The organism is Leptolyngbya sp. FACHB-321, assembly GCF_014695975.1.
Taxonomy (GTDB): domain Bacteria; phylum Cyanobacteriota; class Cyanobacteriia; order Leptolyngbyales; family Leptolyngbyaceae; genus Stenomitos.
In genome coordinates this window covers 99,715-113,569 of record NZ_JACJPI010000081.1, presented here as the reverse complement: position 1 = coordinate 113,569, position 13,855 = coordinate 99,715, and the positions used below count along the sequence as shown (strand labels likewise).

The window sequence follows — 13,855 nt, the reverse complement described above, 5'->3', positions numbered from 1 at the left end:
GGGACATTACAGCGCAATGTCCCTGCCGATGCTAGTTATAGCAAAAGGATGAAGGATGAATCGGAACCCTTGTTTCAAGGAGATTTCAAGGTTTATGTCTGTCCTAACGCCCTCTTCGCTTGCGATAGCAGGTTAAGCACCGATCGCTAAACCCCGATCGCCCAGTTAACAAGCGTGCGAACCCCATAGCCTGTAGCACCAGGGCTGTTATAGCCATTTTCCTTCTCAGTCCACACAGGACCCGCGACATCAAGATGCGCCCAGGGCGTTTCTTTCACAAACTGTTTCAGGAAGAGTGCTGCGGTGATGGAACCGCCCGGTCGTGGTCCGGTATTTTTCATATCGGCGATCGGAGATTTCAGCCCCTCAAAATATTTTTCTTCCATCGGCATTTGCCAGAGCTTTTCGCCTGCCAGTTCGCCTGCTTGTGTTAGTTGGTTCGCAATGTCAGGGTCAGAACTCCACAGTCCAGCGATTTCGTCGCCCAGCGCAATGACACAAGCTCCCGTAAGGGTTGCCAGATCGACGATCGCATCCACACCAAGCTTCTCAGCAAACACAAGGGCATCCGCCAAGGTCAAGCGACCTTCTGCATCGGTATTGTTGATTTCGATCGTCTTACCATTTGATGCGGTGAGAATGTCACCGGGATGGATGGCATGGCCACTAATCATGTTTTCGGTCGCAGCAGAGATGAAATGCACTTCCACATCAGGCTTAATTTGGGCGATCGCCTTTGCTGCACCCAACATTGCCCCTGCACCACCCATATCGGTTTTCATCATTTCAATGCCGCTACCGGCACCTTTGATGTTGAGTCCGCCCGAATCAAAGGTCAGCCCTTTGCCAATGATGGCAAGCTTGCGACGGGGTTTGCCATCCGGTGTATAGGTCAGGTGGATAAATTTGGGCGGCAGGTCAGCACCCTGGGCAACACCTAGGAAGGCACCCATACCGAGCTTTTCACAGTCTTCCCGCTCCAGAATTTCGAGTGCTAAACCGTGATCATGGGCGATCGCTTCTGCCGTTTCTGCCAGCGTGATCGGCGTGACATAGTTGGCTGGGGCTGCTACCAGTTCCCGCGCCAGAAAGACACCAGACGCAATTTGACGGGCAAGGGCGATCGCCGCTGTTTGATCACCTAAGCCCAAGAGTTCAATCTGCTCAATAGAGGAACCATTCTCGTCAGCTTCTGATTTGAAGCGGGTGTCTTTGTAGAGAGCAAGCTCGGCTCCTTCAGCGATCGTCTGAGCCGTCAGCGCCGCGTTATCGTGCCAAATTGGCAGGCTGATGCCCAATGTTTTGCACTTTTCCTTCTTTGCTAAGCGCGCGAGCGCGGCGGCTGCCCGACGCAGGCTGTCTAGCTTCATGCTCTCCGCTTTGCCCAAACCGACCAAAATAATTTTGCGCACAGCGCTGCCCGAACCCACTCGCGTCGCTACGCTGCTGCCATCCTTACCCTTAAACTCTGCCTCAGCAATTAGTTCTTTCAGCGTGCCCGACAACTTTTCGTCCAGGGTCGCCAGCTCAGCCGAGAGCGCACCATTGTCCTCAAACAGACCGATCGCCAAGCCATCTCCAGACCACTCCAAGAGGGGCGTACCTGTCGTTCGCACATCCATTCAGCTTTTCCTCGTTTGCTTCATTCGATCTCTAGTATTGATCAAAAAACAAGGGTCGTAGAGCGAGGAGGCTTGTTTTTGGTCTTAATAAAAAATGAGCAACTCAGCGATCGCTAGCACCCTAGAAGGCAATTGCACTCTTTATAGGCAAGATGAAAGCAATGTCTTTAGCCATAATCCTCCTATCACTTCCAGGCTAGTCAGCCCGTCTAGCCGTAGCATTTAGATGTAGACAGAGTATGTAAGCAGTCCGTCTAAAGCATCTTTTCGAGAAACTGTTTGGCACGATCGCACTGTGGATTGGTGAAAAAGGTATCCGGTGCTGCATCTTCGGCTAGACAGCCTTCATTGAGAAACCAGACGCGATCGGCAACTTCACGCGCAAACCCCATTTCATGCGTCACGATCGCCATTGTCATGCCTGTTTTTGCCAAGCCTTTCATCACCTCCAACACTTCCTGCACCATTTCAGGGTCAAGCGCAGAAGTCGGTTCATCAAACAGAATGACATCGGGTTTCATTGCCAGCGCACGAGCGATCGCTACTCGTTGTTTTTGCCCACCCGAAAGCTTAGATGGATAAACATTCGCTTTTTCTTCTAGTCCCACTTTTGCCAACAGATCCATACCAAGCTTTCTAGCGTCGTCGGGCGATACTTTTGAGATTTTGGTGGGAGCATACGTGACATTCTTTAGCACCGTCATATGTGGAAACAGGTGGAAGTGCTGAAATACCATGCCCAGACGCTCACGGACGCTTGAGATCTTAGTCTTGGGTGCTGTGATATCTTCACCTTTAAAGTAAATTTTGCCTTGAGTAGGCGTTTCTAGAAGGTTCATGCAGCGCAGCAACGTTGATTTGCCGCAGCCAGAAGGACCAATGACGGCAACTACTTCACCCTTACGAATTTCGGTAGAAATGCCCTTTAGCACATCCAATTGACCAAAGGACTTGCACAGCCCCTCAGTTTTAATAATGGTTTCAGCCACGGTTTTAAACTCCTGATCTAAATACTTTAAAGGTACTGTCTGCGCCTAGAATGCTGCAACGAGCGCAAGTATTACTGCGTCATTCGCTACGCCTTAACCGCCTTTCGAGCGTACTTGCAGCATAGGTTAGACCCATGACCAGAACGTAGTAAATCAGCCCCGCAAACAGCAGCGGCTCAAAGTAGATGTATTTATTGGCACCAACGATTTGTGCAGCGCGGAGAATTTCGACCACGCCGATCGTCGAGACCAGCGCAGAATCTTTGAGCAAGCTAATGGTTTCGTTTACCAGTGCAGGCAAAATGTTTTTTAATGCTTGCGGCATAATTACATCCCACATCATCAGCCAGTAAGGGATACCCAGCGAGAGCGAGGCTTCCGCCTGTCCCTTATCCACTGCCTGAATGCCAGCTCGGATAGTTTCAGACATATATGCCCCAGAGTTGAGCGTAAACGTTAGCACCCCAGCCTGGTAGGGCGTAATGTTGTAGCCCGTTAACTGGGGCGTAGCGAAGTAGACCAGCGATAATTGCAACAGCAGCGGCGTACCGCGAAAGATAGTGGTGTAGGCAAACGACAACCACTGAAGCGGCTTTATGCCCGAAATCTTGCACAAGGAGAGAACAGAACCCCAAATCAAGCCCAGAAAGACGGACGAAAGGGTGAAGATGAGCGTAACGGGGATGCCTGCCAGAATGAAAGGAATGTCTGGCACGATGCGTCTGAAGTCGAGATCGAAACCCCTTTTGGCTGGCGCAGCAGATGGGGTAGCGGGTGCCTGGGCAACGATCGCCCCCTGTTGCACTGCCCCCTGATTAGCATCGCTAGGGGAAGCAGCCGCACGTTCAATCGACAACGTTGGTTTGTCCTGCGCGATTGATGGCAAGAGCGGTTGTGCCACCAAACTACTGACAAAAACAATCACAAGGAACGTTTGTAGAGCCACGATCGCCCAACGCGATCGTCCAGAAATTAAAGCAGTCAAAATACGTTTTCTCAAGCTATGTTTGCTGAAGCGGAGTGACATAAATTGCCTTTCATCAAGCAAGCAACAGGGCGCGTCAAGAAGGTCAAAAGCCTTTCCTGGCTGGGGGCGAATGCGATCGCTGAGCGGGCAGAGCTAACGTTTTGCGCCATCACTGCCTTAAGCACCAGGTACACCACCCCGTAGAAACAGGAACCTAACTAGCGTTAGGGCGTTTTGCTGGGTGAGGGTGACATGGCTCCAGACGGCGATGGTGAGCCAGATGGGGATGCTGTAGGCGAAGGAGGCACACTAGTCGCAAACCACTTTGCCGCCAGCGTTTTGATTTCGCCGCTTGCCTTCATTTTTTCTAACGCCTGGTTGAACTCAGCGACCAGTGGCGATCCTTTAGGGAAGGCGATCGCAGAACCAGACGGACCTTCAGGCGGGATAACGTTAAAAACCAGATCGGGACTGGAATCGGTAAAGCCCTTAGCGACAGTATCTTCGACGATCGCGGCATCAATACGGTTGGATTTGATTTCCTGAATAATATCTGGCACTCGATTAAGCTGCTTCACCTTCATCCCCGGCACCTTTGCAGCAATTTTCTTAGCGTCGCCTTCCTGAATGGAACCCAACTGCACACCCACGGTTTTGCCCGACAGATCTTTCGTTGTCTTCAGGTTACTGGCTTTAGGCGCAATGATAGTGTTCTTGGCTTCGTAATAGATGCTTGAGAAGTCCACGTTCTTCTGGCGTTCGGGTGTTGGGGTCATACCCGCCATCACAAAATCAGCCCGTTTCGCTTGCAAAGCAGGCACCAAGCCGTTGAAGTCCGACTCGTTGATCTTGAGTTCGTACCCTAAATCAGCCGCAATTTTGGTGGCAATATCCACATCAAAGCCGACAATTTTGCGTTCTCCGCCAGCAGTATCGTAAAACTCGTAGGGCGGATAGTCGGGGGATGTCACCATTGTCAGCACTTTTTTGCCGCTGCTGGAGGTCGTGTTTTGCCCAGGTTGGGGTGGTTCGCAGCTTGCCAGTGCGCTAACAGCAAGGGTGGTTGTGCATAACAGTGTTAAAAGCGATCGACGTTTCATCAAACTTAGTTCCTTGTCAAGGGGGCGTGAAAGGTAAAGAGCTGAGGGTTAAAGAGCTGATAGCTATCAGGCAAATCTCACACGATCGCGGCAGCTTGCAAAGCCCCTGGCATAATTCTTAGCGTCATCTGGTAAAGCCAAAGACTGGCACGCGGCGAGGAGTGAACCAGGGGCGATCGCAGTATGCCTGAGTAGCCCGTTCTAAAACACAAAAGTAGTGCGGATGACACCAATCACAGCATCGGGATTACGACTGTCATGGTTGGGAGCCGTCAGCCAGATAAAACCAGGCGTAATTGAGAGATTGTCCGTCAACTGATAACGGTAGAAGGCTTCAATGTGGTAGCCCGTATCCCGATCTTCGCGTTGTCCCTCTGGCAGCCCGATCGCAGTAGCAACAGCAGCGTTGCTGGTGCCCGTCAGCTTCGGCTGCATACCAAACACAATGCCGCCCAGGTTACCTTTCTTGCCCAAATCAGGAAAGGCAAGATTGAGCGCAAAGTTCCAGACATTGGCATCGCCTCTAGTGCCCGTGCCCAAGGTGCGCGCCTGCGTTAGACCAACCCAACCGCCAAGCTCAAACCAACTATTAATGCGGTAGTCAAACTCGACACTGTAACCATTGCCCACAACCGGACCTGCGCCCAAAATTTTGGCAGCATTACTGCCAGCCAGCGTATCGACCCCAAACTGAGGTGAGTACGAGTTCATGTAGAAGAAGCCTAGTTTGAACGTGCCGGAATAGACGATCAAATGGGCAAACGCACTGTAACCCGCATTAAACAAACCTAGCTGAGGATCATTTGGGCTGCCGCCTTCAGCCTGATAGCCAAAGTCGAATTGAAAATTGGGGCTAATCGCATAGTTGACTGCGACACCTGCCTGGTTGCCTAAGGGAAACCATACAGGGTTAATTTGAGCAAAGTTAGACAGCGCTCCCGTTGCCTGGTCGTTGAAAGGTGTAATAGGGTCAGTGACGATCGACGGGTCGATCGTGTTTGCATCTAAAAAGACCGTGAGCTTCTCGCCAATCGGAAAGCGATACTGGAGCCGATTCAGCGTGACCTCGCTGTTAGAACTCGTGCTGGTCGCCAAAAAGCGCGTTTCATCCGATAAGTCACTGGTGGCTCTACCCACAGGCGACACACCAAACACATCACCCACATTAAACTTCCGCAGGTTCGTGGCTTGCAAGCGGGTTCGCAGCCGATCTTTACCCGTAAAGCTGGTATCAAAGTCAAGGCGCAGACGGTGACCAATGTTTGCATTATTTAGTGGGCTAGCACGATCGCCAAAGGCATCTGCAACATAGGTAATCAACTCGGTGCTAATTTTAGTCGTGGTTGAGAATTGCTGCTTCTCAAGGGTGGCACTACGGACTTCGAGAGCACCCACGTGACCCCGCAGCGTCGCCAGTTCTGCGGCAAATTCTTCCTGCATTTTTTGCACTGCCAGCAGGTCTTCTTTTTTAACCAGATCGGCAGTGCCAGCGGCAATTAATTCGCTAATGCGATCCATGCAGGCATTGAGACCCGCTGCAAATTCATAGCGAGTGAGGGCACGGTTGCCGCGATAGGTTCGATCGGGATAGCCGACAATGCAGCCATAGCGTTCAACCAAGGATTGCAGCGCTTGAAAAGCCCAGTCAGTTGGCTGTACATCCGTTAGCTGGGAAACAGATGTCACCTGCTCCATTTCGGCGATCAATTCCTCTGCTGACGGCTCTACCTCTGGCATCGTTGCGAGTGATTGCTCCAGTCCAACAGCCGTTGTTGTCTCGCCACCCATTGGTAGAGAGTTTGCCTCTGTTGTAACGCCGTGAGGGTTGCCACCTTCAGCAGACGCTTCGCGGCTAGAGTCAGCCATTGCTGGCGTTTCAAGCAGCAGCCCACTACTTAAGAGGGTGAGAGTTGCACTCAGGGCACCCCAAAAAAGCTTGGTCATCATATTATTTCACTCACACCACACATGAACATTCAGTCGCAAAACGTACTTAGCCCTAGGCTGATGACACTTGGCAAACCCTATAGAGAGGCGGTAACGCTGAATCTAGACTGCTCTATTTTTTTCTGACTCAATACCAAGGAGGGTATAGTCCTTCTTTTTCAAAAGCTTGAAGGCGCTTGAAAACCTCACGGTCGTAGCTTCTACCGTCCAGATCACAATATCTCTTTATGACCTAGAACGGATCGCTTGAGCATGTGTCTCTTGCAACAAAAGCTACAGAAGGATAAAACACATTTGACATGAGGACTGAGAACTCTATGATTAAAAAGCTTGCAACACCAGAGATCTGTTACGTTTGATCACTTTTCACCGAAATCACTACCCATGACTGATGCTTTGCTCCCAGCGCTGATTCAACAGATGACAGAACCAGCGTTTTACCCCCATCCCGTCAAAGCACCCATTCAGGTGATTCAGACGCATATTTCCTACGTGTTGCTGACGGGTGACTATGCCTACAAGGTAAAGAAGCCTGTGAATTTTGGCTTTCTCGATTTTTCGACGCTAGAAAAACGACAGCACTTTTGTGCCGAAGAACTGCGGCTTAATCAACGGGGTGCCGCGCAACTTTATCTAGACGTGTTGCCGATCGCGCAAACGGGCGATCGCTTCCAGCTCAGTGGCGCAGGCGAAGCCGTTGAATACGTCGTCAAAATGCAGCAGTTTCCCCAGTCGAGTTTGTTTACCGAATTGTTCGATCGGGGTGAATTGACGGCACCGCTGCTAGAGCAGTTGGCACGGGTGTTGGCAAACTTTCATGCTCAGGCAGCAACCAACGACTATATCCGCAGTTTCGGTACGGTTGAGAAAATCCGCGCGGCGATCGACGAAAACTACGAGCAAACGCTCCAGTATGTCGGTGGACCGCAAACCCAGCAGCAGCTTGACGAAACGCGCCAATATACCGATCAGCTATTTGCCGAACAACAGGCACTCTTTGACAGCCGCGTTCAGCACAACTGGATTCGTGAATGCCACGGGGACGTGCATCTACGCAACATTGCGCTTTGGAAAGACAGTCTGGGGCACGACGATAGCGGGCAAGGCAAAATCCTACTGTTTGACTGCATCGAGTTCAACGAGCCGTTTCGGTTTGTGGATGTCATGTTCGACATCGCCTACATCATTATGGATCTGGATGCGCGCGATCGACGCGACCTCAGCAACCTGTTCCTCAATGCGTATCTTGAGCAAACAGGCGACTGGGAAGGTTTGCAAGTGTTGCCGCTGTACCTCAGCCGACAGTCTTACGTCCGCGCCAAAGTCACCTCCTTTTTGTTGAGCGATCCATCCGTTCCCGACGCTGCCAAGCAAGAAGCCACTGCTACCGCTGCCCGTTATTACCGTTTAGCGTGGGAGTACACCCAGCCGCAGAAAGGACGCTTGCTGCTCATGGCAGGCTTGTCTGGTTCTGGCAAAAGCACGACTGCCCGCCATCTCGCCCAACAGCAGGGTGCTATCCAGATCCGTTCAGATGCGGTTCGCAAACATCTGGCAGGCATTCCTTTAGACGCGCACGGCAACGATGACCTCTATACCGCTGCGATGACGCAGAAAACCTACGATCGCCTCTTGCACCTCGGCATCACGCTGGCAGCTCAGGGCTACACTGTGATTCTGGATGCCAAGTACGATCGCCAACCCTTACGAGAAGCCGCGATCGCCCAAGCTAAAACCTACAATCTGCCGCTCCAGATACTCCACTGCACCGCACCGCTACCTGTTTTACAAGAACGCCTGCGGCAGCGCCACGACGATATCTCCGACGCAACGGCTGACCTTATACCCCAGCAGCACATGGACGAATTCAGCGTAGAAGAGCAACCCTACGTCCTCACATTAGATACAACCCAAAACCTGGAAGCGCAGTTAGAAAAGGCAGGAGGCAGAAGCTAGGAGGGCAGAGGGGCAAGGGGAGTAGGCTAGAGGCGTGGTTAGCGCTTAGGAGGTTTCTGAGAAAGAATGTACCGCTTGTAGGGGGCGGGTTTTGCCAGAATCTTTGCTCATAGCCAATCACGTCAGTATCAAACCTGCCCCTACAGGTCTTTTGTTTGCTAAAAATCTCCTTAGTTGTTAGAAAAAGGCTGATTATTAACCACTCTCTGCTAATACGATGCAGCACCCCAAGACTCCCCCAACTTCCCCGCTTTTCTTGCTCTTTCGCTTTCCTATCCCTCACTCCTGATTCCTCTCCCTCCGCCCCTCCATCTCTCCTGCAATGTCCAAAAAGCCGGATAACAACTTAGGCTTAGCTACAGGCTTGAAGTACTGGCTGGTTTTTATGGTCGGCTTGGCAGTGCTGGGCTACACACCTTTCCTGAGCATTACGTTTGGGGCGCTTGGCGGTATTGCCAGCGGTGTAATTGCCGCATGGCTTAAACCAAAGGAAACCTACATACCCACACCCGCAGAAAAGCAGGCGAAGGAAGAGGACGAAGCCAATGAGGAAACAACCACGACTAAACCTAAACGGCGAGCCAGGTTTCGCAAGTATGGTATGCCAGCAGCACGCCGTCAGCATCAAACGCGAGGCAGTCGCAACTTTGGTTGGCTCTTCCGCAAGCGATCGCAATAGGGTTAGGGCTTTTGAGGCTCAGGCGTTGGAGTCTTTGGTTTGGCTGGCTGCTCAGTTGGCTTTGCCTTCCATTCCGGCAGTGATCGCTGTACAGCATTCTCAAAATCAGTGGAAACAAGTACAACCGAGCGATCGCCATTAGCCTGGGCAGGCGGATCAACTTGAGCATACAGACCGCTGCGGTTAAAGTTGGGTTTGCCTAAAAGCAAGCGATGGCTCGTCTGGTTAGCAAGTTTGACTTCAGCGATCGCGATCGGCTTGTCTAACCCAAACTCCGCTAGCTTTGCAGCAGGCACCTTCAGCGTTTGTTGCCGCTTGTCTGCCGTCAGCAGGTTAAGCAAATACGCAATGGACGCATCATTCGCTGCTGCCTTATCTGGCTGAGTCATCGCCCATACCAGAGTCTCAGCAGTTGGTTGAGCCGTCGCCTTTTGATCCGTTTTCGGCGCAGAATCCGCTTTGGGCACAGATGAGAGCTGTGCTGCTGGAGTTTTGGCAAACGCTAATGTTTGCGTTGGGGTCGTCAGCGTCAGCGATCGCACGTCCTGTTCCTTAAACGTAAACAACTGTTCCGTCTGTGCCTGCGCTGCTTCCCGTTGTGGCTTGCCCTTCACCTCATAGAAATAGACAAACGCACCCAGAGAGAGGGCGATCGCCAACAGGATTAAAGGCATCTTTTGAAATTTCATAACCGAGAACGAACGTTTAATTTTTGAGTTTTGAGTTTAAGTATGACTTTCATCCTTCATCCTTTCCCCTACCGTCTCCGCCACCAAACTCCAAAGGCAGCAGCAAAGCCGAGCAAGGGGAGAATGGCGATCGCAGTCCAGGTTGCCAGACCTGCCTGCTGTGCAGACAAACCCAGGCGACGATTTTTCGCTTCTTTGGGACGAATGGAGAGAGATTGATCATCAGCTCGACTCAGCCAACGCACTGAGTTGATAAAAACATCGCCGTTAATGCCCTGGTTCACTGCACCATCTTCGGCAAAACGGGAATTGCCCATCACAACCAGACGAGCTTCTTTAGGCTTCTGGTCACTCGAGGCAGTTGCTGCCGGAGAAGGACTGGGCGACGGACTCGCAGAGGCAGAGGGTTTAGGAGAGGGAGACGGGCTGACTGATGGCGTCACTGAGCTGGCTGATGCTGACGGTGACGGGCTAGGAGAAGGACTGGGTGCGGGTGCGGTGATCGCACGAGTAAGGGCAAAACCTAACACTAACGGTCCCTGCCGATCGGTTGCGGGGTCAAACTTCAGCGGTTGTTCCTTCACATTGCTTTCTGCCCAACTGCGATCGCTGGTGAACAGCAGTGGCGTGGATTTTATATTGGTCTGAGTTTTGACATCGATCGGCTGTGCGAGTGGATAAATCGACAGCGTGTTGCCAAAATCTTTCGTAATGGGGTGATCACCATACTGGCTGACTGACGAGAACGCGGGACCAAGTTGAGCGAGTCTGCCAGAGGCATCAATGGCAATCCGCTTGTCTACTGTCACGCCCCATCCATTCAGCAGGCTGTCTAAACCCGGATTGGTGTTGGGATCGACCATGACAAACAGGTTGCCACCACCGTTGAGATACGCCTCCAACGCCTTAACCTCGGGAGCCAGCAATGGTTTTTGCGGTCCTGCCAACACTAGAACATTTGCATCAGTGGGAATCGTCGCGGTTTCAAGCAGGTTGAGCGGTTTGACTGTCACATTCTTGTCTTTCAGGGTCTTCACAGCTTGCGAGATCGCGCCTTGAGCCTGGTCGATCGGGTGTTCACCATGCCCCTGGATTACATAGGCAAACGCTTGACGATTGCTGACCAGTTGCTCTAATGCACTCGTTAGCTTCACTTCTGACAGAAAGCCGCCTTCACCGACCAAACTATCGCCTGTTGTGGGCGCGATCGTCTGCACATACTGCTTTCGTCCCTCTGGCTGAAGCTCGGCAACGACATCGCCATTAGTCTTCACTTCTAGCCGCTGCACCAGCGAGGGCTGCAAGTTTGGATCAACAAATTCATAGCTCAGGCGATCGCTCTGACGGTGGTAGCTTTCCAGCAGTTCACGATCGCGCGCACTTGGCTGCGGCACAAAGACCCAAACTTTAACGGGCTGCTTCAGGTTTCGTACCAACTGCTGCGTTTCGGGTGCCAGCGAGAAAAGCTGGTTCTCCGTCACATCTAGCCGCCCGACATTATTTGCCGCTAAGTAGTTGATCAAGCCCAAAATTGCAATGACTGCCAGCGTGGTAATGAGCGCATTTGCGCCCACCTGGGTTGATCGCTGGCTCCAAAAACTGGGTCGCGTTGTCTCACCATACGTAGACTGAACCAGCCACAAACCAATCACGACAATGCCTGCAATCACCAAGCCCAAGGGAATCGCACTAAACGAACCAGACACAATACCCGCGATCGCGCCTGCAACCACCAGCATGGGACCCAGCCAGAAGAGATATTTGAGGTATTTGAGATTGGTAGAAAGCGTTTTCATAGCAAAAGAAAAAAGGGAGTAGGGAGTAGGGAGTGGGGAATAGAGAAGGCAGAAAGCAAAAGGAGTTAATGAGAGGCAGTAGCGAGAGCAGAAATTTTAGATTTTTGATTCGTTGAGCAACGCTCTGCGCTCCGAAATCTTCAACCTACAAGCTGCAATTTTTCTCTTCTACCCCAACTCCCGACTCCCTATTCCCGACTCCCTCAAGACCGCTGGAACCTGAACGCATCGATCGACTGCGCGGTCAGAAACAGCCCCAACACAATGTAGCTGGCAAACAAAACCAGGCTGCTGCTGTCCAGAATGCCTTGCGTCAGGTTGTTGTAGTGTTTTAGCAACGAGATATGACTTAGCGCCGCACCAACGGGTCCGCCTAGCTTTTGACCCAGCACTTCGACAATCCAGAGGAAGAGTACCAAGCCAAAGGTGCCGATTGCCGCCAGAATGGTGCTGTCGGTCAGCGAGGAGACGAACATTCCCAACGAGAGAATGGCAGCAGCCAGCAGAATTAAGCCCAAGTGCGCCACCAGCACGACCGTAAAGTTAAAGGGTGGAGTCGTAGAGCTAAACACGATCGCCTCATAAATGAGCAGCGGCAGCACCATCGTTATAAAGAATGTCACCACACCCAAGAGCTTGCCCAGCGCCACAGCCCAGTTGGTAATGGGTGACGTTGCTAACAGTTCCAGGGTGCCGCGTTTGCGCTCTTCGGCATATAGCCCCATCGACAAAATCGGCAGAATGAAGAGGGCAACTGAACCCAGAGTGCCTAAAAAGAACTGCAAAAACTGATAAGGTACATCGATCGGTGAGGCATAACCCGCACTGTCGGCATAGGCAACCTGTTGGGTAATGCCACCCAGAATTGTGACAAAGAAAACCCCAGACAGCAGCCAAAAAACACCCGCGATCGCGTAAGCCAACGGCGACGCAAAGTAGCTCTGTAGCTCGCGTCGGTAAATTGCCAGAATGTTACTCATAATCACACGCATCTAAGCCGCTTCTCCCGCTGATGGTTCATCCTCATCGGCATCGGTTGCCGCTTCCAGAGGTTTTTCTTCGGTCGTCAGTTCCAGGAAAACATCTTCGAGCGTGGCTTGCGATCGGCGCATCTCGTACAGCCCCACACCAGCACCCACCACGGTTGCAGCAATGTCTCGCCCGACCAGTGCCGTTCCTGGCTCGGCAACGACCCGCAGCTTGTGGCGTTCCGGCAGATCTGCTGCTACTTTTTCAACCAGTTTCACATTGGGTAAGCCTTGAAGAAAAACGATTAAGCGCGACTGGATATCTGCCGCGTCACCCTCCACTTCCAGGTCGTAACCTGAACCGCCTGTTAGCTGTGCCATCAGGTTTTCGGGCGTATTTGTCGCTACCACCCGACCTTTGTTGATAATCGCAATGCGATCGCAGGTCATGCTCACTTCCGGCAAAATGTGCGTTGAGAGAATTACCGTATGATCACCCGCCAAGCTTTTGATCAGGCTCCGAACTTCGGCGATCTGACGCGGGTCTAGCCCCACGGTTGGTTCATCTAAAATGATGGCGGGTGGGTCATGGACGATCGCTTGCGCGATGCCTACCCGTTGCCGATAGCCTTTCGAGAGCTTGCGGATAAGCGTGTGGCTCTTTTCGGTCAGGTTGCAGCGATCGATCGCCGTTCGCACGCGGTTAGGGCGATCGCCTGCACTGACCCCTTTAATCCGTGCCACAAAATGCAAAAAGCCTTCGACCGTCATATCGGTATACAGTGGCGGTGTTTCGGGCAAGTAGCCAATGTGCTGCCGTACTGCCATCGACTGGTCATGCACCTCAAACCCTGCCACCTTAGCGGTTCCCGCTGATGCAGGCAGATAGCCCGCTAGAATCCGCATTGTCGTCGTCTTGCCGGCTCCGTTGGGTCCCAAAAAGCCCAAAATTTCCCCTGGTTCCACCGCGAACGTGACATCCTCAATGGCAGGGGTTGAGCCGTAGACCTTGCTTAAGTGCTCAACTTCAATCATGTGAACCTCACGAATCAGGGCAACTTGGATACAACCCATCTCTACCCCAGGTTATATCAGTTGAGACGTGACAGAGACAAGCCAAGTTTCGCTAGCGGTCAGCTATC

Annotated in this window: 12 protein-coding genes and 1 pseudogene; 3 read left to right on the top strand and 10 right to left on the bottom strand. The window is 52.1% G+C overall.

All coding sequences use genetic code 11. The features are described 5' to 3' along the window. Window positions 1–146 precede the first annotated feature (146 nt). The 3 genes and pseudogenes from H6F76_RS23915 to H6F76_RS23905 all read right to left on the bottom strand — a co-directional run. Window positions 147–1,622: a leucyl aminopeptidase gene (locus H6F76_RS23915; RefSeq protein WP_190512036.1), complete on the bottom strand. Its 1,476-nt coding sequence runs from the start codon at window positions 1,620–1,622 to the stop codon at window positions 147–149. 254 nt (window positions 1,623–1,876) lie between these two features. Then, window positions 1,877–2,611, bottom strand: coding sequence for an amino acid ABC transporter ATP-binding protein (locus tag H6F76_RS23910; protein WP_347241296.1), 735 nt, complete (start codon window positions 2,609–2,611; stop codon window positions 1,877–1,879). Between the two features lie 79 nt (window positions 2,612–2,690). Continuing rightward, window positions 2,691–3,359: pseudogene (locus H6F76_RS23905) on the bottom strand (amino acid ABC transporter permease); the annotation flags it as partial. A gap of 282 nt (window positions 3,360–3,641) precedes the next feature. Here H6F76_RS23905 and H6F76_RS23900 point away from each other — a divergent pair. After that, window positions 3,642–3,782 carry a hypothetical protein gene (locus H6F76_RS23900; protein ID WP_190512034.1) on the top strand — a complete coding sequence of 47 codons (141 nt, stop codon included), beginning with the start codon at window positions 3,642–3,644 and terminating at the stop codon, window positions 3,780–3,782. Window positions 3,783–3,802: 20 nt separating this feature from the next. Here the strand turns inward: H6F76_RS23900 and H6F76_RS23895 are convergent, their stop codons facing one another. The 3 genes from H6F76_RS23895 to H6F76_RS23890 all read right to left on the bottom strand — a co-directional run bounded on the left by H6F76_RS23895 (window position 3,803) and on the right by H6F76_RS23890 (window position 6,625). After that, window positions 3,803–4,678 (bottom strand): transporter substrate-binding domain-containing protein, encoded by an 876-nt coding sequence (locus tag H6F76_RS23895; RefSeq protein WP_190512032.1) that lies wholly within the window; start codon window positions 4,676–4,678, stop codon window positions 3,803–3,805. Window positions 4,679–4,755: 77 nt separating this feature from the next. Next, window positions 4,756–4,890 (bottom strand): hypothetical protein, encoded by a 135-nt coding sequence (locus H6F76_RS31175; RefSeq protein WP_277881274.1) that lies wholly within the window; start codon window positions 4,888–4,890, stop codon window positions 4,756–4,758. Continuing rightward, complete coding sequence (locus tag H6F76_RS23890) at window positions 4,880–6,625, bottom strand: iron uptake porin (protein WP_242036823.1); 1,746 nt, start codon at window positions 6,623–6,625, stop codon at window positions 4,880–4,882. The genes H6F76_RS31175 and H6F76_RS23890 overlap by 11 nt, the downstream gene beginning before the upstream one ends. A gap of 384 nt (window positions 6,626–7,009) precedes the next feature. Between H6F76_RS23890 and H6F76_RS23885 the strand changes: the two genes are divergently transcribed. Together H6F76_RS23885 and H6F76_RS23880 are read left to right on the top strand one after the other, a co-directional pair. Next, window positions 7,010–8,581 (top strand): AAA family ATPase, encoded by a 1,572-nt coding sequence (locus tag H6F76_RS23885; RefSeq protein WP_190512030.1) that lies wholly within the window; start codon window positions 7,010–7,012, stop codon window positions 8,579–8,581. Window positions 8,582–8,903: 322 nt separating this feature from the next. Then, window positions 8,904–9,260 carry a hypothetical protein gene (locus tag H6F76_RS23880; protein WP_190512028.1) on the top strand — a complete coding sequence of 119 codons (357 nt, stop codon included), beginning with the start codon at window positions 8,904–8,906 and terminating at the stop codon, window positions 9,258–9,260. Window positions 9,261–9,262: 2 nt separating this feature from the next. Here the strand turns inward: H6F76_RS23880 and H6F76_RS23875 are convergent, their stop codons facing one another. The 4 genes from H6F76_RS23875 to H6F76_RS23860 all read right to left on the bottom strand — a co-directional run bounded on the left by H6F76_RS23875 (window position 9,263) and on the right by H6F76_RS23860 (window position 13,748). Next, complete coding sequence (locus H6F76_RS23875) at window positions 9,263–9,934, bottom strand: DUF4340 domain-containing protein (RefSeq protein WP_242036822.1); 672 nt, start codon at window positions 9,932–9,934, stop codon at window positions 9,263–9,265. Window positions 9,935–10,017: 83 nt separating this feature from the next. Continuing rightward, a complete protein-coding gene (locus tag H6F76_RS23870; protein WP_190512024.1) occupies window positions 10,018–11,745 on the bottom strand; it encodes a Gldg family protein in 1,728 nt (575 codons plus the stop codon). 203 nt (window positions 11,746–11,948) lie between these two features. Further along, window positions 11,949–12,737, bottom strand: a complete 789-nt coding sequence (locus H6F76_RS23865) for an ABC transporter permease (protein WP_190512022.1) — start codon at window positions 12,735–12,737, stop codon at window positions 11,949–11,951. Then, window positions 12,738–13,748, bottom strand: a complete 1,011-nt coding sequence (locus H6F76_RS23860; RefSeq protein WP_190512321.1) for an ABC transporter ATP-binding protein — start codon at window positions 13,746–13,748, stop codon at window positions 12,738–12,740. Window positions 13,749–13,855: the final 107 nt, after the last annotated feature.

Excerpts from the sequence above, each read along its gene's own strand:
- H6F76_RS23875 (WP_242036822.1), bottom strand. The coding sequence starts at position 9,934 with ATGCCTTTAATCCTGTTGGCGATCGCCCTCTCTCTGGGTGCGTTTGTC.
- H6F76_RS23885 (WP_190512030.1), top strand. The coding sequence starts at position 7,010 with ATGACTGATGCTTTGCTCCCAGCGCTGATTCAACAGATGACAGAACCA.
- H6F76_RS23895 (WP_190512032.1), bottom strand. The coding sequence starts at position 4,678 with ATGAAACGTCGATCGCTTTTAACACTGTTATGCACAACCACCCTTGCT.
- H6F76_RS23915 (WP_190512036.1), bottom strand. The coding sequence starts at position 1,622 with ATGGATGTGCGAACGACAGGTACGCCCCTCTTGGAGTGGTCTGGAGAT.
- H6F76_RS23870 (WP_190512024.1), bottom strand. The coding sequence starts at position 11,745 with ATGAAAACGCTTTCTACCAATCTCAAATACCTCAAATATCTCTTCTGG.
- H6F76_RS23860 (WP_190512321.1), bottom strand. The coding sequence starts at position 13,748 with ATGATTGAAGTTGAGCACTTAAGCAAGGTCTACGGCTCAACCCCTGCC.
- H6F76_RS23890 (WP_242036823.1), bottom strand. The coding sequence starts at position 6,625 with ATGATGACCAAGCTTTTTTGGGGTGCCCTGAGTGCAACTCTCACCCTC.
- H6F76_RS23880 (WP_190512028.1), top strand. The coding sequence starts at position 8,904 with ATGTCCAAAAAGCCGGATAACAACTTAGGCTTAGCTACAGGCTTGAAG.
- H6F76_RS23865 (WP_190512022.1), bottom strand. The coding sequence starts at position 12,737 with ATGCGTGTGATTATGAGTAACATTCTGGCAATTTACCGACGCGAGCTA.